The sequence below is a fragment of the Deltaproteobacteria bacterium genome (assembly GCA_023382265.1).
Taxonomy (GTDB): Bacteria; JAMCPX01; JAMCPX01; order JAMCPX01; family JAMCPX01; genus JAMCPX01.
This window is the reverse complement of the sequence record JAMCPX010000039.1, coordinates 1-23,186: the sequence shown is the minus strand read 5'-3', so window position 1 is coordinate 23,186 and position 23,186 is coordinate 1. Positions and strand designations below refer to the sequence as shown.

Here is a 23,186-nt window from a genome sequence, read left to right as displayed (position 1 = left end):
TTTTCAATACAACTGCTCTTCTTTTATATAAGCGACAGTTTTGTAAACGATTTCCGGATCGTATCTGTTCCCGGAGCTTTTTTAAGCTCTCCTATAACGGTTTTCCAGCTAAGGGCTTTCTTATACGCTTTTTTTGTTTTGATTGCATCCATTGCATCTGCAACCGCTATTATTCATGAACCGACCGGTATCTCTTTTCCTTTCAGCCCATCAGGGTATCCTTTACCATCATAATTTCTCCTGTGAGTATCCCGCCAGCTGGCCAAGGTCATATAGTATATCTACAGAATCTATAAGCTCCATTGTGTACACGGTATGCTTTTTCATTATTTTCCATTCCGACTTACTTAATGGTCCTGGTTTATCAAGTATGGATAAAGGTATAGCGATCTTTCCAGGATCGTGAAGATATACAGCCATTGCTATTTTTTTTATTTCTCTTTTATTAAGTCCGGGCCGTCTTGATAATATTATTGAATAATCCCTTACCCTTTCCGAATGTCCTGCCGTATAAGTATGCTTTGCATCTATTACGATGCCGAATACTTTTAAGCCTGTATTCCCCAAATAAGAATGTAAAATTGCATTGGAAAAACTCCATTAAAATGTTTTGTGTAGGGCAGTTCCTCTAACAGTTCTTTTAGTTTAAGCGGGATGGTTACCCATACCTGTTATCCCGATATCATGCAGTAAGCCCGCATAAAAAAGCCACTGGGAATCGCCAATATTGATTTCATCGGACAGGTATTTGGCAACAATTGCAGTGCGCCATGCGTGATATAATTGCTTTCCACCCTGATAGTCAATTATAAGAGATAATGTGGTGATCCCTGTACTGCTCATAACCAAATTTTCTTATTGTATTTTTGTGTTAAAGAGAGTATCAGGGAAAATAAGAATTTTATGTTTAAAAAAATACTTATAGCAAACCGTTCCGAAATAGCGGTAAGGATCATAAGGGCATGTCACGAGATGTCAATTTCCGTTGTTGCTGTTTACTCTGATGCGGACAGAGATGCTCTTTATGTAAGAATGGCTGATGAGGCTTATTCAATCGGAAACCCGCAGCCAATGGAAAGTTATCTCAACATGGATAAAATCATCGGTATTGCAAGGGCAAGCTCGGCGGATGCGATTCATCCGGGATACGGCTTTCTTGCAGAGAATGAGACCTTTGCAAAAAGGGTAAAAGAAAATGGGCTAATATTTATAGGTCCATCACCGGAAGCTATAAATGCAATGGGCGGAAAGATTAACGCAAGAAGGATCGCAAAGCATGCCGGTGTACCTATTGTTCCCGGTACTATTGATCCTGTAAAAGATGCTGATGAATCAAGCAGGATAGCAAAAGAGATTGGTTATCCTGTTATGATTAAAGCGGCTGCCGGCGGAGGTGGTAAAGGTATGAGGCTGGTGGAGAGCGGAGATGATATACATAACAGCTTTGAAAGGGCCAGGTCGGAGGCAGAGTCTGCGTTTGGGAACGGAGAGCTTTATATTGAAAAATTTATAAGGAATCCCAGACATATAGAATTTCAGATCATTGGAGATACACATGGCAATATGATACACCTTAATGAAAGGGAATGCTCGATTCAAAGGAAACATCAGAAGCTTATAGAAGAAAGCCCGTCGCCGGTTATCAGTGCAGAACAACGCGTAAGATACGGCAAAATGGCTATTGATATTGCGAAGTCGGTTGGATATTATAATGCAGGGACAATGGAATTTATTATGGATCAAAATGAGAAACTTTACTTTATGGAGATGAATACAAGGCTCCAGGTTGAACACCCGGTAACAGAACTCGTTACAGGTGTAGATATCGTAAAGGAACAAATTCGTATAGCACAGGGTGAAAGGTTAAGGTATAAACAGGAAGATATAACTATATCTGGTAGTGCCATAGAATGTAGAATAGTTGCAGAAGATTCTATGAATGATTTTTCTCCAACCCCCGGTAAAATCGTTTATCTTCATGAGCCATCGGGTGCAGGGATAAGGGTTGATAGCGGTGTTTATGAAGGCTTTGATGTGCCTGGCTGGTATGATTCTTTAATTACAAAGATACAATCGTACGGTAAAACAAGAAACGAAGCCATTGAAAAAATGCGCCGTGCACTTGATGAGTACAGAATACTGGGGATCTCAACAAGCATTCCACTATATAGATGGATATTCAGGCATGAAAGATTTATTAAGGGTGACCTCGGTACCAGCTTCCTTGAACAGGAGATGGATAAATTCGTAAAAGATACATCACAACTATGGATAGTTGCCGCAATAAGCGCTGCTATAAATGAGATAAATAGCTCTATATCTCCACAAACAACATCAACGAATGATCAATCAAAATGGAGGCTAACAGGCAGGCAAATGGCTATAAATAGATAAAATGACATGGCATTAAACTATAAATGAATAATTTAGATGAAATCAGAAGCAGGGCAAAGCATATAGAATTCATCGCAACCGATGTTGACGATACTTTAACAATAAATGGTATATTAACATCCGGTGTACTTGATACACTGGAGCTTCTAAACAGGATAGGAAAAAAGATTATCCTTGTCACGGGCAGATCAGGGGGTGCATGTACAACATTAGCACAGTATCTTCCGGTTGCAAGTGTTATAGCAGAAAACGGCGGCGTGATTATAAAAAAGCATGATCTTGCAACCGTAAAGCTGCCAAAGGATCATCGGGAGAGATTAAATAAATGTTTTAATGATATAAGAAGTATTTTCCCGTCTGTTGTGCCGGCACAGGATAACCAATTTAGACTTACCGATATGTCAATAGAAAATACTTCTGTTCCTGATGGTGCAATAAATAAAATAAAAAAGATAGCAATCGGGTATGGACTTATGATAACTATAAGCTCTATACAGACACATATAATTTCGCCAGGCTTTAATAAAGCATCCACACTTAAGAAAATTGTTAAGAAAAGTAAAACCATAACGATAGGCGATTCTATAAATGATGAATCAATGTTTAATCCTGCGATATTCCCACTGTCGGTTGGAGTGGCAAATATTAAAAAATATCTTAAGTTTATGAAGTATCATCCAAGGTGGATTATGGATAATGAGCAGGGGTATGGCTTTATAGAATTTGCAGAAATGATTAGGTCAAGAAATGTATTTAAGGAAACAGGCAAGGTTGTGAAGCAATCGTAGTAATGTATCTTTCGGATCAGTATTTTAAAGTATTGACTTATAAATCAGGAGAGCTTATTCTTTTTAGGAGCGATAATTTTTTAACAAAAACATGGAACAGACGGTTACAAAATTTTTTATTGTATCGATAGTTGTTGTTATACTCAACATGCCGTTCGGATACTGGCGGGCAAATGAGAAAAAGTTCTCAAGGGGCTGGTTTTTAGCAGTGCACATCCCTGTGCCATTTATTATCGCTTTGAGGCTCTTATCAGGATTGGGATGGCATTTCATAACATTTCCCATCATGATCTCTTCGTTTTTTATCGGGCAATTTTTAGGCGGGCGAATTCTCCACTGGAGAAAGATGCATAATAAGGAACCACTCACATCTTGTTTTGTATGGGACTTGATAAAGTCTTATCACATATCCCGCAATAATAATCCTTTATAGACAAAATTCTTATTTTGTGCTTTAATTAAGCGTTTTCATTATATGAGAGAACTTTTACCATTCTTAAGAAAACCTTCAAGATACATTGGACCCGAGTCTAATGCTGTCGTAAAACGACATGATTCGGTTAAGATAAAGGTGGCACTCGTATACCCCGATCTCTATGAAGTTGGGCTTCCAAACCTTGGGCTTAAGATACTCTATCAGGTAATTAATGAGCTGCCTTACGCACTTGCAGAAAGGGCTTATTTGCCTGCATGGGATATGCAGACATTGTTAAAAAAACACCTCGTGAGACTTGCAAGCATAGAAACAGACACTCCGCTGGATCGATTTGATATTATAGGTATCACACTTCAAACAGAACTTAATTACATAAATATTCCTAATCTTCTTAAACTCGCAGGACTGAATCTGTACAGTAAAGATAGAGCCTTACCGTATCCGCTTATAATAGCAGGAGGCAGTTGTGCATTTAACCCGGAGCCTGTCAGCCCGTTTTTTGATGCAATCATTGTTGGTGATGGTGAAGATGTCATTAAAGAGATTATTGATGCCTTTGCAATAAGTAAGGACAGGAATCAATCAAAAGATGTATGTCTTGAAATGCTTGCCGATATACAGGGTGTGTATGTCCCGGCCCTTTACAAACAGGTCTATGATGAAAACGGCACGTTTAAAGGCATAGTGCCTGTTAATCAATCTTCAAAAAAGATAAAGAGAAGGATAGTTTCTGATATCAATAAAAGCACGATTAAACGTACCATAATCCCTTATATAAAGCCCGTCCATGACAGGCTTATCATAGAAATAGCAAGAGGGTGTACAAAAGGTTGCAGATTCTGTCAGGCGGGCATGATCTATAGGCCCGTGCGTGAAAAAGATGCAGAAGTGGTAATCAGAGAAATTCAGGAAAATGTACAATCCTCCGGTTATTCGGACATAAGCCTTCTGTCTTTGAGCGCAGGAAACTATTCAAATCTTATGCCACTGCTTAAGGCATTTATGCAGATATATAAGGATGACAGATGCTCTATATCCCTACCATCATTAAGGACAAATACGGTTACAATGGAAATGCTTGAAGAGATTAAAAAGGTAAGGAAAAGCGGATTTACGGTTGCGCCGGAGGCAGGAACACAGAGGTTAAGGGATATAATAAACAAGGGCATCACAGAACAGGATATTTTAACAAGTGTGGAGATTGCTTCTAAACTTGGGTGGCAGACAATCAAGCTGTACTTCATGATTGGTTTGCCGTATGAGACGGATGAAGACATTAAGGGGCTCGGCGAACTTTTATTAAAGATACACGATATTGTCAGAAAACAACATAAAAAAACAAAGATCAATACAAGCATTGCAATGTTTATCCCAAAGCCTCATACGGCATTTCAATGGTCTGGGATCATATCTATAGATGAGTATCGAAGAAGACTGGGTCTGATAAGACAGCTAATAAAAAAAACGGACGTGAGTATAAAATGGCAGGCACCGGAAGTAAGTCACATAGAAGCAATACTTTCTGCCGGAGACAGAAGACTTGCCGGTGTTATTGAAAAGGTAAGCGGGAATGAGGAGATATATGACGGAACGGGGGAATCAATAAACTATAATCTATGGGTTAATGAAATATCAAAACAGGGATTTAATATAGAAGAGTTTATTGGAGAGCGCGGGTTAGAAGAACCGTTACCATGGGATCACATCGATACATATATACCAAAATCTTTTTTGATTGATGAACTGATAAAATCACAGAAACGTGCTTTAACACCGGATTGTTTTCAGTCGACATGCTATGATTGCGGCGTATGTGATTTCAGGCTTATTGAACCTGTAGTATCAAAGATTTTGTCTTTTAAGCCTGTCGATCACAATAAAAAAATCCAGCAGGATGCTGTTAATTGGTCAATGATAATCCGTATAAGATACACCAAGACAGGTATGTTAAGGTTTTTAAGTCATCTTGAATTTATTGATTTTTTAATGCGATCCATCCATAGGGCAGGACTTCCCGTTGCATACACATCAGGCTTTCATCCAAAGCCGCGGCTCTCTTTTTGTGATCCATTACAGGTAGGGATTGAGAGTGAAGCAGAATATATGGATTTGAATCTATACGGAGAAGTAAAATCCGAGTATGTGTTACAAATGCTTAAGACAGTAGAGTATGAAGGTCTGAGATTTCTTGAGGTTAAGATTTTACCTTATGGCTCAAAACCTGTTAATAATATGATAAGGACTATTCATTATGAACTTTTACTTGAAACAATCAATAGCTGCAATATGTCTGTACTTAGCACCGGAATAGATCTTATTTTAAAAAGTGATAATTTTATAATAACGTCTGGACAAAAAGATAAGAAAAAGGATATTGATGTAAGACAATTTATAGATCGAATGTTTATAGATCCATCAGGTAAGCTTGTTATTGTTATAAAAAAGGTTAACAATAGAATCATAGGGCCGATAGACATACTTGAAAAAGGACTTGCAATCCCGTATCACGAGATTATAAATGTACCGTTAAAAAAGGTTGATGTAGAGTTTATAGATGAGTGAGAATAAGATTTTAATTAATCATACAAATAAAACTGCAAGCAGACTTGATTACATAAGTGTGGTGAGTCTTTTGATGCTTCTGTTTTTTGTCCCGATTACTTTTTACAGATATGAATACGTCTGGACAAAGGTATTTGTAATTTATGTATTTTTCTTTCCTGTGCTAATAGCTTACTTTTTAAGATCGATACTGTACAAAAAAATAGAATTTTTTTATGCCCCTGTTTTAATCCCATTGATTTTACTTGATATCGCAGTACTTTTATCGGTGTTTAATTCTTACAATCCGCATCTCTCATTTCAGTTTATAGCAAAACAGATAGCCTATCAAGGCTTGTTCTTCTTTGCTATTTATTATGCAAACAATATTAAGCTTCGGACGGTTAGCATAATCATAGTGATAGTATCACTGATTGTAAGTGCATATGGGTTGCTGCAATTTTCCAAAATAATTTCATCACCTCTGGATCTTTATGGCAGGCCAAATCCGGCAAGCACCATGGGACTAACAAATTTTACAACAGATTATATCGTGATGGTAATGCCTCTTTTAATATCGCTTTTCTTTATTGAATCGAAGGCTATAATAAAATACATTACCTATTTAGGGATCATACTATCCCTCTCCTACGTACTCATAGGTAAGAATCGTGCCGGCTGGGTAGCACTTGTATTTGCAGCTATCTATTTTGTTAGCCTGCTTAATATATATAAAGTGCATTCGTTGTTTAATAGAAAAATAAAACGGATTATACTTTATACATTAACAGGTATAGCTGCTATTCTGCTTATTAGTGTTGCATTCACAAAACAGGGCAGAGAACTTATTTATAGAGGTGAAAGCATATTCAATAGCAGCTATCCATCTAATTCTTTCAGAATTCTGGTATGGGACAGCACTTTAAAAGAACTTAAAGATAACCCTTTATTGGGTGTTGGCATAGGCAATTATGAGATCAATATACCTCTTTATGAGGTAAAAGCACTAAAAAATACAGATTGGCTTGAACTGAGATACCTCAACAATGCGCACAATGAATACCTGCAAATCTTGTTTGAACTCGGTATTGTGGGTTTACTGCTATTCCTCTGGTTTATAATAGAGATATTTATTACTGCCTTTAAAAGTATAAAGGATGCAAAAGATGATACCCAGAATATACTATGGATGATAGCACTCTCTACAGGTATTGTCGCTGCACTGATAACTGCATTTTTCACATTCAATCTTGAGAATCCTGCTTCTTCTATTATGTTCTGGTTTTTTGCAGGGCTCATTGTGGGGAAAAGAAAGTACCGATATTTTGAGGATGAGTACGGTTTTATATCTACTTTAAAAAAACTAACAAGTTTTAAATGGCGATGGAAGTATGATTTTGAAATCGGGATGACTCATAACTACTTCCTTTCCGTATTCTACACGGGGCTGTTAATAATCATAGTATTTTTATTGAGCAACCTTGCCGGGTTTTCTTATAAACAGGCATTTGCAGACATCTATAATACAGAAGCAGAAACTTATATAGACCTTAAGATGCCTCAAAAGGCGAGAAACCTTTTGAACAAGGCTTACAATCTTGCTCCGGATGACTACATAATTCTGTACAATCGTTCGAGAGCAGAGGCTGGAACACGCGATTATGCCGATGCCATATCAGATGCAAAAACGGTTTTAAGACTTAACCCGTACTTCTATTATGGTCATAAATTGCTTGGCTTCTTATACTACAAGCAGGACAATTTTTCTGGAGCCATAAGTGAATTTAAAAAAACAATAGACCTTCAGCCTTTATCTGTCAAAGAAATCGGTCCTTATCTGATAAGCGCGTATCTAAATACAAATAATGTCAATGATGCCCTTGCGCTTGCCTTATCTTTATCAAAGAACAACGGGGATAAAGATGTATACGATTTCCTTATTGGTACTGCGTATTATATGAAAGCTGACTATCAGAATGCGATCAATTACCTGAAAGAAGCTACAAAAGAAAACCCATCTGATTTTAAAGCTATATTAAACCTTACAGAATGTTTGCAAAAAACAAATGCTTACAACGATGCATTAAAGTATGCTTTGCAACTGACAAAGATTGAGCCGCACAACCCCGTTGCATGGTATAAACTTGCCCAGGGATATATGCTTGTAAAAAATGAGGGAGCTGCCCTTGATGCACTTGCCACCCTTTTCAAGATAAACACATCCTTTAAAATTACGGTGGTAAATGACAGTATATTTTCTAAATTACTTGGCAGACCAAAAATGAAAGAACTTCTCACAGGCAAAGCATTCGTGCTGCCCCGCAGGGTTCCGAAAAGAAAACACTAATATACCCTAATTTGTATGTGTACTGTCAGACTTTTTTTCTTCCTGCTTACCTGATTCAAGCTCTTTCTTTTCATCGTTTTTAGGAGTTGCCTCTATTTCATTCATAGCCTTTTTAAAGTTTTTTATTGCTTCTCCAAGGCTTTTCCCAACCTCAGGAAGTTTTTTGCCGCCAAAAAGCACAAGGATAATTACGAATATCACTATTAGCTCTGGCATACCGATATCAAACATAATACTCTCCTTTTATCTTAGTTTATAGTGTAAGCCTTTCAAATTTATTTTTCAAGTTAAATATTAATTCCAAATTCCGATTTAGAAAATTAGTACCTGTTAACAGGTGGAAATTATATTGTGTGTTTTATCCATGATTCGGGACAGGTAAGTCTATTGAATCCTATAAACAGGCTGTATGCGAGTGTGACGATATTGGGTTTAATAAACCTCATCATGCCCTTCAATGTCTATTACCATAACTTCATTTTTACTCAACCACGATTGCACCCGGCAGCAGATGTATAGACTACACCGGATAAAGTGAGAAGCAGGGGCGGGGTTTAGACCAGCCGCTCCAACTCTATTGCATTTTTTGGATTTATTCAAAGATCGTAACCCATTGTAAAAAAAGGCTTATTTTATTATAAAAAATTTCTATTGACACGGCTGACAATAACTATATATAGACAATCATATAAATCATTATACTACATATAGGAGGATATGTGAAAACAAATATTAGCCATCTTACACCACCTTTTCCAGTAAAGCTTACTGATAATGCACAAAAGGTGCTTGCAAAAAGATATTTAAAAAAAGATGAAACGGGTACGCCGGTTGAAACCCCGGACCAAATGTTTCTCCGTGTTGCTTATAACATAGCAAAGATAGACGGTGATTATGAACCTGCTGCTGATATAGAAGCACTTGCATATAGGTTCTATGATATGATGGCTAATCTTGAATTTTTACCAAACTCCCCGACTTTAATGAATGCAGGCAGGGAGCTTGGTCAGCTCTCTGCCTGCTTTGTTTTGCCTGTAGAGGACTCAATGGAAAGTATATTTGAAACCATAAAGCATACAGCATTAATACATAAAAGCGGAGGTGGTACAGGTTTTTCTTTCTCCCGCATAAGACCAAAAAATGATGTTGTTCTATCCACAAAAGGCATATCAAGCGGTCCAATATCCTTTATGACAGTGTTTGATGCTGCAACAGAGACAATAAAGCAGGGTGGAACCCGCAGGGGCGCCAATATGGGGATACTGCGCGTGGATCACCCTGACATACTGGAGTTTATTCATTCAAAGGAACAAACGGATAAATTAAATAACTTTAACATCTCAGTAGCGATTACAGAGGCATTTATGAAGGCTGCTGATAACAATGAAGAGTATGGGCTGATCAATCCAAGAACAAAAGGACCTGCCGGCAGATTGAATGCGCGTGATATATTTAATAAGATTATACATCAGGCATGGCTTACCGGTGAGCCCGGCATCATATTTATAGACAGGATCAATCTCGATAATCCAACACCCAATATTGGTACAATAGAGAGCACAAATCCTTGCGGTGAACAGCCGTTACTTCCTTATGAGTCCTGTAATCTTGGCTCTATAAACCTTTCAAACATGGTTATGGATGGATCCGTTGATTTTGAGAAACTTAAAAAGACTACTATCGATGCGGTGCACTTCCTTGATAATGTGATTGATGCAAACAGATTCCCTTTGCATGCTATTGAACAGATGACCAAGGCCAATAGGAAAATAGGCCTTGGTGTAATGGGGTTTGCAGATATGCTCGTTAAGCTTGAAATACCTTATGATTCGGAAGAGGCTATTGAGCTTGGTTCAAAAGTCATGAAAACCATACTTGAGCATGGTAAAGAAATGTCGCATGAACTCGCAGGGAGAAGAGGCGCATTCCCAAACTTTAAAGGCAGTGTGTATGATAAACCTGGCAATACTCCTCTGAGAAATGCAACCATTACGACAATTGCACCAACAGGCACACTCAGTATCATTGCCGGTGTATCAAGCGGCATAGAACCTGTATTTGCACTTGCTTATGTTAGAAATGTACTTGATAATGCAAAGCTGCCGGAACTTCATCCTTTGTTTTTTGATAAGGCAAAACAGGAACATTTTTATTCCGAAAAGCTTGTGAACGAGATCCTTAATCACGGTAGCGTAAGGGGTATTGATGATGTGCCTGAAAAATGGCAGGGTATTTTTGGGGTTGCACATGACATAACTCCTATCTGGCATATAAAAATGCAGGCCGCTTTTCAAAAGTATGTTGATAATGCGGTTAGCAAAACAGTAAACTTTCATAAAGATGCAAAAGAAAACGATATAGAAGAGGTTTACTGGCTTGCATACCGGCTTGGATGCAAAGGCGTTACAGTATACAGGGATGGGAGCCGTGAAAATCAGGTGTTATCGATCAGCATTAATGATAAAAAAGAAACAGAAAAAGACGTACCTCCGAATGTCCCAAAGGCGCCGAAACCAAGGCCGGAGGTTATTGCAGGATTGACAAGACGTATGACAACGGGATGTGGAAATCTGTATGTTACTATAAATGAGGATCCAGAAGGCCCTTTTGAGGTATTTGCCGCAATGGGTAAGGCAGGAGGGTGCAGCGCATCTCAAACAGAGGCAATATCGAGACTTGTATCACTTTCTCTCAGATCAGGCCTTGATAAGGAAACGATCATAAAACAATTAAAAGGCGTAAGATGTCCTGCACCTGCAAGGGAAAAGGGAGGAGGTATTATACTCTCCTGTGCGGATGCCATTGCAAAGGCTATTGAAAGATATCTTGAGGAAAAAAAAGGCATACAGAATACCGAATCAAAGCCGGCTTTCACCCTTACAATAGCTACTTCTGGGAGTAGTACAAAACACAATATAAAGGAAACACCCTATGTGCTTGAAGGGGACATGCTTTATCCAACATGTCCTGAATGCGGCAGTGTAATGATGCCGTCGGAAGGATGCTACACCTGCCAGAGCTGTGGGTTTTCTAAATGCTCTTAACCTGACCTCAGGTATTCCTCTATAACCGACATGATCGCCTTTTTTCTATGGCTGATCCCGTTTTTTTCTTCAGGATTGAGCTTAGCAAGTGTAATATCACAACCGTCGGGTACAAATATGGAATCATATCCAAAACCGTTGGAACCTGACAGGGCTTCCGTTATGTGCCCTTCTAATGCACCGTATCCTGTAAAAAAAGATCCATTCGTACAGGCTATAACAACGTAAGCCTTGAATAAGGCATGCCTGTCATGCCCTTCCAGATGCTTCATTCTTTCAAGCAATGCATTGTTTCTATCCATATCACTGCCCTTTACAAACCTTGCCGAGACAACACCAGGGAATCCATTAAGAGCGGGGATTTCTATACCGGAGTCCTCCCCAAGCGAATCAACCCGGAACCGCTCTGTAAAATACATGGCTTTTGCCTTAGCATTTGCCTCATAGGATTGGATACCTTCTTTAATATCGGCAATCGGACTTCTGTCAGGCGTTAAAATCGTAATCTTATGCGATTGTGCATACCGTTCTATTATCGATTTTATCTCTAAGAACTTTGCATGGTTCTGTGTAGCAAGTAAAAGCCTTTTTTGAAAAGTCATTCTTGAAAATATTAAACGGGCTTATGCCGTGCCCTTCATTGTTTTATAGCCCGCTTGCATATCATTAAATAACTGCTCTACAGATTGATACCTTTGTTCAGGCTGCTTCTTAAGGCATTTAAGCACAACATCTGAAAGCCATGCAGGGATTTGTGTATTAATATCGGTTAAATGGGGTGGCTCTGTGTGAACATGATGATAGCCTATGTCGCCCTGTATAAATGGCGGCTTTGATGTGAGCATTTCATACAGTGTACAGCCGAATGAATAAATATCCGTTCTTGCATCCGTTTTCTCTCCGAGAATTTGTTCCGGTGACATATAAAGTGGTGTGCCCCCAAGAATTGTTTCGCCATGTTTGATCTCTTCAATCGCTTTTGCAAGCCCGAAGTCCATAAGTTTTGCAACGCGTTTTGGCGTCCACATAATGTTCGAAGGTTTTATATCCCGGTGGATTATGCCCTTTTCATGTGCATAAGCAAGACCCTTCAGTATTTGTGCAGAGACAAAAATGCAAAGCATAATGTCCATACCTTTTGGATAATCTTCGAGTAGCTTTTTTAGTATGGTCCCGTCTACGAATTCCATTACGATGTAAAATGCACCCCTATCCTCTCCAACATCATACACTGTAACGATATTCGGATGATTTAGAGATGCAGATGTCCGTGCTTCCCTAATAAAAGCGTCTATACGCTTTGGATCTGTTGCACTACCCGCGGACATTAGCTTTACAGCAACAACCCGCCCGAGGACAATGTCCTGTGCCTTTACCACGATGCCCATGCCCCCTCTGCCAAGCTCGGTGATAAGCCTATACCTTTTTGATAATACCCCTTCACCCGTGTCCGAGAGCAGAACGGTTTTTGCGTATTGATCAATAACGGATGGTGAGGGCGCTTCTGTAAGCCTTTTTATTTTTTCTATACGTTCTGTAATGTCAAGGTAGCCTTGATCGATCTTGACGAGCTTGTTATAGATGGTTATAGCGTCCTTTACCCTGCCTTCTTCTTCATAGATATTCGCAAGCTTATAATAAAGGTTTATATTTGCTGTACTCGGAGAGCGTCCGCCCAGTCCCTGCTCTATAATCGCAGCAGCGTCTTTGTACATGCCCTTTTCAAGGAACAGATCGAGTTTTAATGCCGCGGCTTCTTCTGTCTGCTTATCTTTTTCTGATGCTGATTCGAGTATTGATAATGATTTATCCACATAGCCCATATCCCTGTATATTGATGCCGCAAGAACATGTTTGTCTGCTTTTACATACAGGTCTGCTGCTTTAAGTTTTTCTCCAAGTGTCTCGTATAATTTTGCTGATTCTTCAAACCTGCCAAGCTTCTCATACTGCTCTATTGCTTCGCGCTTCATACCTTTTTCTTCATAGTATGAAGCCATAACAAGCGCCGCTTTATCCTGCCAGCCTGCTTTTTCCATAATCTTAGCAGCGGATTTTTTATCACCCGCTGATAAAAACAATTCACTCGCCTTTGCAAAGTTATCAAGTTTGTAATAAAGCGCTGCAGCCTGCTTGAAAAGCCCTGACCTTTCAGTAACCTGAGCAGCCTTCTCAATATTGCCTGTTGCATTATAAGCCAGTGCGGATTTTAGTGCATAATTTGATATTGCCCTCGGTATGATATTACCTTTTGGCAAAACAACTCCGGATTCATAAGCAGTTGCCACCATTGCATTATTCCCGAGTTTATGAAAAAGCTCACCTGCCTTGATATTAAATCCAGCGGACATATATGTTTTGGCTGCTTTTTCAATATTGCCTGTTGCTTCAAGCATAGTTGCTGCTTGCAGCAGTTCATGTGCTTTAAGCAGGTTCTCTACCGCCTTATCATACATGGGGAGCTCCTTGTAAAGCTCCCCGGCTTCTTTGTAGAAGCCGAGCTGTTCTAATGCCCTTGCTTCTTTATCTTTTATTCCAAGCTTTTTATAAAGCTGCGCCGCATAATAAATTGCACCCGCATTATAATAAGCGTCCGCTGCCTCATGAATTTTGTTAGCTCTTTCATAAAGCTTTGCAGCTTCAACAAATCTGCCGAGCTTTAAAAGTCTGCTTGCTTTTTTTTCTAAAGCTTGGATCTCTCCATTAATATCCGCTTTTCTTGCTCTATGCATTTTGTGTACAATAATAAACAATACACCTAAAATGATTATCACTCCCCACAATATCTGTGTGCCCGGATCCATGATCTTGCCCGTATAATTAACAATCGAATGTCCAATATAAGCAAAATAGGGCTTTATGTTGATTAGGAGCTGATTCATGTTGTTATAAATAAGTTAAGGGATGGGGAAATAACCCATCCCTTAAAGCCATCACACATTAAAAGTAATAATGCATACCCGCCTGCAGAAAGTCGGCATTCCGGAAACCAAGGTCATCACCTGCAAAATGGTCTCCACTAAAGGAGTATGAGTGATACCCAAGCCCTAACTCTATATTGAATCCGAGCTCAGGAATCTGTGGAATAAAGAATTCAGGGCCAGCAATGAAGTCAAAACCTGTTCCTATTAGTGCTCCCATATTTTTACCGTCTAAATCCGTGTACATTAATGCTATACCTCCATTGAATTTTACATAGGGCTTGGATATGATCGCATAAAAAGCCTTTAACCCAACATCAAACACATTAACATCTCCGATACCCGTAATAGCATATTGGTTTCCCCCGATATCAAACTCCCCACCAAAAGGTCCTGCAAGTACTCTTATAGAAATGTCGGCAGGAGCGGTTGGCTGTAATTGTATAGTCCCCCCGGGTAAGGTTAGCTGCTCCGGCGTAGATGGAATAACATACATTTGCCTGTTGAATCCCACACCTATCTTGATGGGTAATAAAGTGAATTGTGATCCTCCTGCCCCCCCGATATTATCGGCAAACGCACTGATCGTCAAACCAAGCATGATAAACAAAGTCGTAATACTTAAAACCATCTTTTTCATATCTATTTCCTCCTCTTTTATGATAGAATTTATACTTGCAGATTATGAATTTGTCAAACAAGCTTTTTTACGAGAACATCCACTATATCGATAACCTCTACTCTCTCGTCAGCCTTTTTAAGCCATCTTACACAGCTCGGGCATGCTGTTAAAAGTTTATCAGCACCAGTAATTTTGAACTCTTCCATCCTCTTTTTACCTATTCTTGAGGATGTATCAGGATTAGTCAAAGGTACTGCGCCGCCTCCGCCGCAGCAGTTTGCCTCTTCTTTTGACCATTGAAATTCAACCCTCTTTTCATAAATCAGATCGATTATTTCTCGCGGCGTATCATAATTGCCAAGATGCCTGCCGAGATGACATGGATCATGATAAGCAACAACCGCATCGGTCTTTGTGATTTGTTTTAACAACTGTTTTATTTTTGGTGCGATAAACTCAAGTATGTGCATCGGGTTTGCCCTGAGCTCAATGCCGTTTCTCCTGTAGATGTTTTTGAATGTATTTATACATGTAGGACATGTACTTATAACTGTATCATATTTATCAAGTGTTCCTTTAAGTTTGGCAGCAGTCTTTTGGAACCAGTCCTTTACGCCAGCAGCATAGCCTGGATAGCCGCAACACGTGGGCTCATCCATAATATCAAAATCTATATCAAGTACGGTAAGCAACCGGCTTACACCTTTCACGGTATCCTTATAAAACCTAAGTGCAGTGCAGCCGGGGAAATAAAACACCCTCCCCCTATCAAGGGACGGCTTCTCGTGATCCTCTCCTTGATAAGGAGCGGCAAGTGGAGGCATGCCATTGGTTTTCTTCTGTTCCTTATAACGACTGTGCAAACCGGAGACCACCTCTTTCAGGTTGTCCTCCATTATATGGCTATAAGGATGGTCGTACTTTTCAAGTAAACCTGCAAACTTTTTTATGTTCTGATCGGATATCCCTGATTCATAAACCTTTGCCCTTGCTTCAATAAGCACCTTAGGGACATCAATCTTATGCAGGCATGGTGTTATACAATGCTTACAATCAACGCACATATAAAATGCGTCTTTAACCTTTTCAGGATCTGCCTTTGCAATCTCAACCAGATAAACAAGCGACATCTTACCCGTTGGAGTATATGTTTCATTTGATTCTGCTATTGCCGTAGGACATTCAAACCTACACAATCTGGGGCAGAAAGTGCAGTACTCTATCTCCCTTTTATATTTTTTTAAAAGCTCCATTCAATTCATCCTACTATTATAGACTTTTAACCTATGGTGTTTTAAATATTCTTTCAACCATTTTATCAAATGGTCTTTTAAATTCGTAATTGGGTTTGTAATTTTAATTTTCAATGCTTAAAATAAACTGAGGAGAAGTTATGGAAAATACGCAATTACAAAATCGCATAAGGGCATTATTAAAAGAGAAACGTGCCGTAATGCTGGCGCACAATTATCAAAGACCGGAGATACAGGATGTTGCTGATTTCGTAGGCGACTCATATGAGCTCAGCGTAAAGGCTTCAAAAACGGACGCAGATATAATAGTTTTTTGCGGCGTAAGATTTATGGCTGAAACGGCAAAAATCCTGTCCCCTTCAAAGACTGTTCTATTGCCAAACATCAACGCAGGGTGTCCTATGGCCGATATGATAACTGCACAAGAGCTTTCTCAGCTTAAAAAATCCTACCCCGATGCCTGGGTAGTAAGCTATGTTAATACAAATGCGGATGTAAAGGCTATGACGGATGTTTGCTGTACATCATCGAACGCAATAGATATTGTAAAAGCAGTACCGTCTGACCGGGTTATCTTTGTCCCGGATAAGAATCTCGGGAATTATGTTAAAAAGTTTGTGAAAAAGGAAATGATTATCTGGAAAGGCTATTGCCCTACCCATCATCACGTATATCCCGAAGAAATAAAAGCGCTTAAAACCAAATATCCTTATGCTGTTTTTGTATGCCATCCCGAATGCAGACCGGAAGTGGTTGAGATTGCGGATAAGGTTGCATCAACCTCCGGCATTCTAAGGTTTGTCAGAGAGGACAATCACGGGAGATTTATCATAGGCACGGAAGAAGGCATAATTCATAGATTGAAAAAAGAAAATCCTGCAAAAGAGTTTATAATAGCGTCGCACGGGTTCGTTTGCCCCAATATGAAGAGGACAAGGCTTGGCGACGTTCTATCCGCGTTAGAGAAGAATCAATACGAGATTACCCTGCCGGAGGAAATCATTGAAAAAGCACGCCTCTCCCTTGAGCGTATGATTTCTGTCCTGTAGAACACAACACTTCACAACAATTGATATTATAAATATATGTGATATAAAAAATCAAAGTGTCTATATGTCTATAGATACTGTTATTGGTTTTGTGCATAACTTTTTTACAATACAATGAGGAGGGCTCATGCCTGATAAAGAAAAGCTGCTTATAGCGGATGATACCGCGACAGTTCTTATGCTTGAAGAGATCTTACTTAAAAAAACTGGTTATGATATTTTAAAGGCCAAAACAGGGACAGAGGCTCTTAAAAGAGTCCAACTCGAAAAACCAAGATTTGCGCTGCTGGATCTGGTGATGCCGGAAATGAACGGCGATGCGATATGCAGGTTTATCAAAAGCAGTGAAGATCTCAAACACATAAAGGTGATAATCATAACTTCTCACGGCAATTCAGAAGACAGGGAACGGGCAATAAAAAGCGGCTGTGATTATTTTATAACCAAGCCGATAAATAAAAAAGAATTGCTTGACATAATAGCAAAACGTTAAATTGAAACTTAATCAATAAAAGGAGATCCGCATGAAAAGAATACTTTATATATGCTCGATAGCCCTATTATCTGTAATCACGGCATCAGGATGTGCAAGCTCATCCAATAGCAAATCATACAAGGTCGGTTCATTTACAATACAACTTAACGGCAGCGGGCCTGTATTAACCGTGGTGGATCAATATGATAGAGTAATCTTACCCCAGAGCAGCATAGAATGGGGCAATGGCAAGGCTAATGTACAGGAAATGCTGGGTTCTTTTGAGATTACAGACACATCATCATGGGTGCAAACCAGCGCCTTTAATGTTATTGAATCGTCTCCAGATGTGCTAATCCTAAAGATCAGTTCAAATGCGGGTGATGGTTATATGACGATAAGTCCTATTAATAATAATATGCTCGGCTTAAACATCTCAGCACCATCAGTCCAACCAATAAACAGGATATCATTGGGGTTTGCATGTAATAAAAACGATCACTTTTACGGTCTTGGTGAACAATTTAACAGCCTCGACCAGCGGGGAAATATCGTTGGGATCTGGGCTCAGGATCATGGGTATTTGCAGGATATCCCCGATGCTCCCCGGTTAGCACTGGCACTGCATCCAGCATATTTTCCGGAGCCGTTTATGCTGACAAGTGCGCCGGCGGGTGTGCTGATTAGCTCTACCTCATACAGCAAGTTTGATCTATGCAGTACAAACCCAAAGCAGGTAAGAATAAAACTATGGGACAGCAGCATGCATATAATACTCATTTCAGATAAATTGCCCTTAAACATTGTCCAGGATTTTACATCTATTGTAGGCAGACAGCCCTTATCACCTCCATGGGTAATAGGTCCATGGATCTCAATAGAAGGCGGTAGTTCTGTACTGTTAAATACCGCATATCAGCTCCGTTCAGACGATATCCCTTCCTCCGCTATATGGTACCAGGACTGGGTAGGCGGTCAAAGTTCAGGTAACGGATATGATCTGCCTTATCACTGGACACCCGATTTTACACTTTATCCCGAGATGGCCGGTGTCAATATGACGCTCAACTCGTTAGGATTTAAAGCAATGGCTTACTTTAACAGCTTTGTCGATGAATCTCAGGATCAATGGAGCACAGCAGTAACAAACGGCTATCTTATAACACAATCTACTGGTCTTCCTTTTACATTTTTTAGTATTCAGGGCAATCAGAGTATGGTAGATCTTTCTAATCCATCTGCAACAACATGGGTTCAGGGATATCTGAGTAATGCAATAGGTCTCGGTTTTAGCGGCTGGATGGCAGATTTTGGAGAATGGCTACCTTACGATGCATACATGAAAGCAGGGACCGGAGCCGTTATGCACAATGAATACCCTATACTTTGGGCAAAAACAAATTATGAACTGATGTCATCGGTTATACCATCGGGTGATTTTGTATTCTTTATGAGATCAGGTTATCTTGGTTCACAGCCATATCAACCTGTTATATGGGCAGGAGATCAGAACACAGATTTTGATACACAGTTTGGTTTTCCCACCGCAATAATTGCCAATTTAAACATGGGCATCTCAGGCGTACCTATCGTCACAAGCGATATAGCAGGTTATATAAGTTTGTCATGTCCCCCGTCCACAAAAGAACTCTATTTTAGATGGACAGAACTCGGGTGCTTCACACCCGTTATGCGAACACACAACGGATATGACCTGTATTCCAATTGGAATTGGAACAGCGATCAGGATACGATAAACATGTTTCAAAAGTATGCAAACCTCCACGTCGCTTTATTCCCGTACATCTATACCTATATGAATCGGGCACACGATTACGGTACACCTATTATGCGGGCATTATGGCTCGAGTATCCCTATGATCCAAATACCGCAACTGTAGATGACGAGTATTTGTTTGGAGATGATATGCTTGTTGCACCTGTTATAATCCAGGGCGCAAAACAAAGGGCCGTGTATCTTCCGAACGGGAATTGGTATCCATTTGATGGAGGCAATGCTGTCGCAGGCGGCGTTAGTGTTACGGTACCGGCACCTATGGATATCATACCTGTGTTTATCAAAGCAGGTTCAGTAATACCAATGCTTACAAACATACCTGATACACTCATATCGGTCAATAATCCAACAGTAACGACCCTTGCCCGGGAAATAACATCACAAACCATAAGGGTATATCCGGGTGCAAACGGCAGTTTTACTGTTTATGACGGCTCATCTTTTACATTGGCGTCAGGAATAAACGGGTTAAATCCGGGAGCGGGCGTTGTATTGAGCACACAGAGCGGGGGTCCTATTGGTTCATGCAGCAGCACCGACACCGGTGCAGTAGGATGCGGTGTGGTGAATGGGAGTTTCGATATTAACGGCAGTTTTAACGGAAACACTATTTTCACGTTGCAGGGGACATCGGCTTTTACAAATACAACCTATAGAATAGAGGTCTTTTAAACACACTGCCTTCATCCAAACAATGCATTTGAAAAAAACAGCATGTTATAAAAGTTAATCTTTGTGTAGTTCGTGCTTTTATTAAGCTTCGTGAGATGCTTTTTATGAACACGGAATTATCACATAAACTTTCATAGTTCGAGCGGAAAGTAGGATCACACGATATTGCGAGCCGGCAAGATACTGGGATTGACGATCATGTTTGAGACAGGACAGATAGAACGATTTGCGGAAGTTTGGTACAAAAAGTATGATGAAATTAAATCGGAGGTGCTATTATATATATTGATACGGTGAACCGTTATTGGGGTTGCTAAAACCAAAGACCTCCTCTGAAAAGCTTTGTCAACCTCCAATTAGTAAATGTCAAATTTTTGTGATGGCTTCCATTAAATTTTCATACTTTCTTTTGTTATTGATTTCTTAAAATCAATTCTGATCCCTTTGCGTTTAGCCCGTTTCCGGATTCTCCCGCATCAGGTACCGGTCGGGAACAGGCCCATCTTGACAATACCGTAGAGATATGCAAATCCTTTACCATGACAACAATCGCACTTGACGTAATGGGCGGCGATTTTGCGCCTGACGATGTTTTAAAGGGAGCTGCATGGATAAGTCTGGACACGGATATTAATGTTATCATTGTAGGGGATGAACAGCTTATATCAAAAAGATTAAGCGAACTTGAGTATAACCCCGAACATGTATCTGTTTATCATGCCACACAGCGCGTTAACATGGATGAGCATCCAAAAGAGGCTATTGATAAAAAGCCCGATTCGTCAATTCTTGTAGCAGCAAGACTTGTAGAGGATGGTAAAGCAGATGCGATTGTTAGTGCAGGGAATACGGGCGCTTCAATACTTGCATGTGCAAAGACATTTAAAAAACTGCCGGGAGTATCAAAAGCTGCTCTTGCGGCAGTTTATCCAACAGAATTAAGGAGAGGTGAAAAGAACGACCCGTTTTCTTTGATCCTTGATGTTGGTGCAACACTTAATGTAACGGCTCAAGATCTGTTTGCGTTTGGGGTAATGGGAAGTGCTTATGCAAGAATCGTGAGCAAGAATCCCGATCCAAAGGTTGCACTTCTTTCTAATGGGGTTGAAGAGATAAAAGGCAGAGAAGAGATTGTTGCAGCCTATGGCATGCTGAAGCAGTGTAATTGCATGTATTTTATCGGGAATATAGAAGGTGTTGACATTCCAAAAGGCACTGCCGACGTTGTCGTTTGCAATGGTTTTGACGGTAATATAGTGCTTAAGATGCTTGAAGGCGTTTCTGAAACAATGATCAGGCTAGCGCGATATGCTTACAAACAGCATATCGCATGGAAACTCGGTTTGTTTATGCTTAAGGGTGCCATTTCACAGTTGAAACAGATCACGGATTGGGAACAATACGGAGGTGCTCCTGTGCTTGGATTTGATCATCTGTTCATAAAGGCACATGGGAGATCAAGAGCAAGAGCTACATCCAATGCAATAAAGGTTGCCGCGAAGGCAGTGAGAGGCAAACTTATTGAGCAAATAGTATCAACCATGCAGGCACATGTTAAATAACGTTCTTTAAAATTATTAAATAAACATTTATGATTTATAAGTGGGATCTTGATAAGACCTACATCAAAACGGATTTTGAAACCCTTAAGGGGCTTATAAAAACTGTATTACAAAAACCCGAAGAGAAAGAAAACGTCCCCGGAGCATCTGCACTTATCAAAGAAATAGAGAAGGATAAAAACAATTCTGTTTATTTTATATCGGGCAGTCCTGAACAGATGAGACACGTGCTTGAGGTAAAGCTCAAGATCGACGGTATAAAATGGGACAATTTTGTTTTAAAGCCGAACCTGAGGAACCTCTTGCATGCAAAATTCCGTGCTTTAAAAGATCAGATAGGCTACAAACTGCCCGTATTATTAGAACAGAGGAGGATCACACCTGTAGAAGTAGACGAGGTGCTCCTGGGAGACGATGCGGAAACGGATGCATTCGTTTATTCAATGTACGCAGACATTATTGCACGCAGAGTTAGTAAGGATATGGTTGAGCATGTACTGCATGAAGCAAACATATATGAACACATAAAAAACAATATTTTAAAATTATATGAAGAAGTAAAAACGGCCGATCCGGTAAAAAGTATATTTATTCATCTTGAAAAGAGAACACCTCCATATCGGTTTAACCATTACGGAAATCGCGTGATCCCCATATACAATTATTTTCAGGCAGCTATTGTATTATATAAGGGCATGTATATAGATTATGATGCTGTTGTAAATGTGGGAATGAACCTCGTAAATAATTTTAATTATTCTGTAGACATGCTCGTTAATTCTTTACAGGATCTTCTTAGAAGAAAAACGATCATAAAAAAAGACATCGACCGATTTAAAAAAGAAATAAAAGAAGACAAGAAAATTTGGCTTAAAACACCCGTATCCGAAATATTGTTCTCGAGATTTAACGAGAGTGCGGAACATTTAGATTATTTGTCTATTGATAAAAAAACAGAATTCATTCCGGAAAATATCAATTATATTGATCTTTACAGGGAAAAGAACACAAAGACTGAGAAAAAAAGGAGATCATTCTTTGAACAGTATTTTGAGTGATAAAATCATTTACTATCGTTTAATTCTACTTAAAGTTGATGATTTTCTGCTGGTCTTCAGCTCCGGATTAAAGCTCATGAAACTTCGGTTTTTTATTTCCCTGTCAAGTCATGTAAAAATCTAACCGAAATAGGTATCATCTTGTCATCCAGAAATCTAATCATGGGGTTGGGTAATAAGCTCTCCTTTCTTGTTCTTGATATATACTTTCATACCAAAGATTTCA

Annotated in this window: 18 protein-coding genes; 11 read left to right on the top strand and 7 right to left on the bottom strand. The window is 39.5% G+C overall.

The genetic code is table 11. The features are described 5' to 3' along the window. Positions 1-228: 228 nt before the first annotated feature. Together M1381_07590 and M1381_07585 are read right to left on the bottom strand one after the other, a co-directional pair. A complete protein-coding gene (locus M1381_07590) occupies positions 229-567 on the bottom strand; it encodes an HD domain-containing protein (protein ID MCL4478944.1) in 339 nt (112 codons plus the stop codon). 78 nt (positions 568-645) lie between these two features. Further along, positions 646-843 (bottom strand): HD domain-containing protein, encoded by a 198-nt coding sequence (locus M1381_07585; protein MCL4478943.1) that lies wholly within the window; start codon positions 841-843, stop codon positions 646-648. Positions 844-903: 60 nt separating this feature from the next. On the opposite strand from M1381_07585, the gene accC reads away from it, so the two are divergent. The 5 genes from accC (at position 904) to M1381_07560 (ending at position 8,506) form a co-directional block, all read left to right on the top strand. Continuing rightward, positions 904-2,394, top strand: a complete 1,491-nt coding sequence (gene accC, locus M1381_07580) for an acetyl-CoA carboxylase biotin carboxylase subunit (GenBank protein ID MCL4478942.1) — start codon at positions 904-906, stop codon at positions 2,392-2,394. A 23-nt stretch (positions 2,395-2,417) separates the two neighbouring features. Continuing rightward, complete coding sequence (locus M1381_07575; GenBank protein MCL4478941.1) at positions 2,418-3,182, top strand: HAD-IIB family hydrolase; 765 nt, start codon at positions 2,418-2,420, stop codon at positions 3,180-3,182. Between the two features lie 91 nt (positions 3,183-3,273). Continuing rightward, positions 3,274-3,615, top strand: a complete 342-nt coding sequence (locus M1381_07570) for a hypothetical protein (protein MCL4478940.1) — start codon at positions 3,274-3,276, stop codon at positions 3,613-3,615. A gap of 42 nt (positions 3,616-3,657) precedes the next feature. After that, positions 3,658-6,180 carry a TIGR03960 family B12-binding radical SAM protein gene (locus M1381_07565; protein ID MCL4478939.1) on the top strand — a complete coding sequence of 841 codons (2,523 nt, stop codon included), beginning with the start codon at positions 3,658-3,660 and terminating at the stop codon, positions 6,178-6,180. Beyond that, complete coding sequence (locus M1381_07560) at positions 6,173-8,506, top strand: O-antigen ligase family protein (protein ID MCL4478938.1); 2,334 nt, start codon at positions 6,173-6,175, stop codon at positions 8,504-8,506. Before M1381_07565 ends, M1381_07560 begins: the two co-directional genes overlap by 8 nt. A 6-nt stretch (positions 8,507-8,512) precedes the next feature. Here M1381_07560 and M1381_07555 read toward each other — a convergent pair whose 3' ends face one another. Continuing rightward, a complete protein-coding gene (locus M1381_07555) occupies positions 8,513-8,737 on the bottom strand; it encodes a twin-arginine translocase TatA/TatE family subunit (GenBank protein ID MCL4478937.1) in 225 nt (74 codons plus the stop codon). A gap of 488 nt (positions 8,738-9,225) precedes the next feature. Here M1381_07555 and M1381_07550 point away from each other — a divergent pair, with 488 nt between their 5' ends. After that, positions 9,226-11,550 (top strand): vitamin B12-dependent ribonucleotide reductase, encoded by a 2,325-nt coding sequence (locus M1381_07550; GenBank protein MCL4478936.1) that lies wholly within the window; start codon positions 9,226-9,228, stop codon positions 11,548-11,550. Here the strand turns inward: M1381_07550 and M1381_07545 are convergent. The 4 genes from M1381_07545 to M1381_07530 are packed head-to-tail and all read right to left on the bottom strand — an operon-like array spanning position 11,547 to position 16,346. Then, a complete protein-coding gene (locus M1381_07545; protein MCL4478935.1) occupies positions 11,547-12,152 on the bottom strand; it encodes a non-canonical purine NTP pyrophosphatase in 606 nt (201 codons plus the stop codon). The genes M1381_07550 and M1381_07545 overlap by 4 nt on opposite strands. Before the next feature lie 21 nt (positions 12,153-12,173). Then, a complete protein-coding gene (locus M1381_07540; protein ID MCL4478934.1) occupies positions 12,174-14,432 on the bottom strand; it encodes a protein kinase in 2,259 nt (752 codons plus the stop codon). Between the two features lie 58 nt (positions 14,433-14,490). Further along, a complete protein-coding gene (locus M1381_07535; protein ID MCL4478933.1) occupies positions 14,491-15,111 on the bottom strand; it encodes a hypothetical protein in 621 nt (206 codons plus the stop codon). Positions 15,112-15,164: 53 nt separating this feature from the next. Further along, on the bottom strand, positions 15,165-16,346 hold the full coding sequence (locus M1381_07530) for a (Fe-S)-binding protein (protein MCL4478932.1): 1,182 nt from the start codon (positions 16,344-16,346) through the stop codon (positions 15,165-15,167). Between the two features lie 140 nt (positions 16,347-16,486). Between M1381_07530 and nadA the strand changes: the two genes are divergently transcribed. The 5 genes from nadA to M1381_07505 all read left to right on the top strand — a co-directional run bounded on the left by nadA (position 16,487) and on the right by M1381_07505 (position 22,960). Then, a complete protein-coding gene (nadA, locus tag M1381_07525) occupies positions 16,487-17,395 on the top strand; it encodes a quinolinate synthase NadA (GenBank protein MCL4478931.1) in 909 nt (302 codons plus the stop codon). Positions 17,396-17,522: 127 nt separating this feature from the next. Continuing rightward, on the top strand, positions 17,523-17,888 hold the full coding sequence (locus M1381_07520; protein ID MCL4478930.1) for a response regulator: 366 nt from the start codon (positions 17,523-17,525) through the stop codon (positions 17,886-17,888). 31 nt (positions 17,889-17,919) lie between these two features. Beyond that, positions 17,920-20,340: a hypothetical protein gene (locus M1381_07515; protein MCL4478929.1), complete on the top strand. Its 2,421-nt coding sequence runs from the start codon at positions 17,920-17,922 to the stop codon at positions 20,338-20,340. A gap of 539 nt (positions 20,341-20,879) precedes the next feature. Next, positions 20,880-21,902 (top strand): phosphate acyltransferase PlsX, encoded by a 1,023-nt coding sequence (plsX, locus tag M1381_07510; protein MCL4478928.1) that lies wholly within the window; start codon positions 20,880-20,882, stop codon positions 21,900-21,902. Between the two features lie 29 nt (positions 21,903-21,931). Continuing rightward, positions 21,932-22,960 carry a hypothetical protein gene (locus M1381_07505; protein MCL4478927.1) on the top strand — a complete coding sequence of 343 codons (1,029 nt, stop codon included), beginning with the start codon at positions 21,932-21,934 and terminating at the stop codon, positions 22,958-22,960. Positions 22,961-23,186 lie beyond the last annotated feature (226 nt).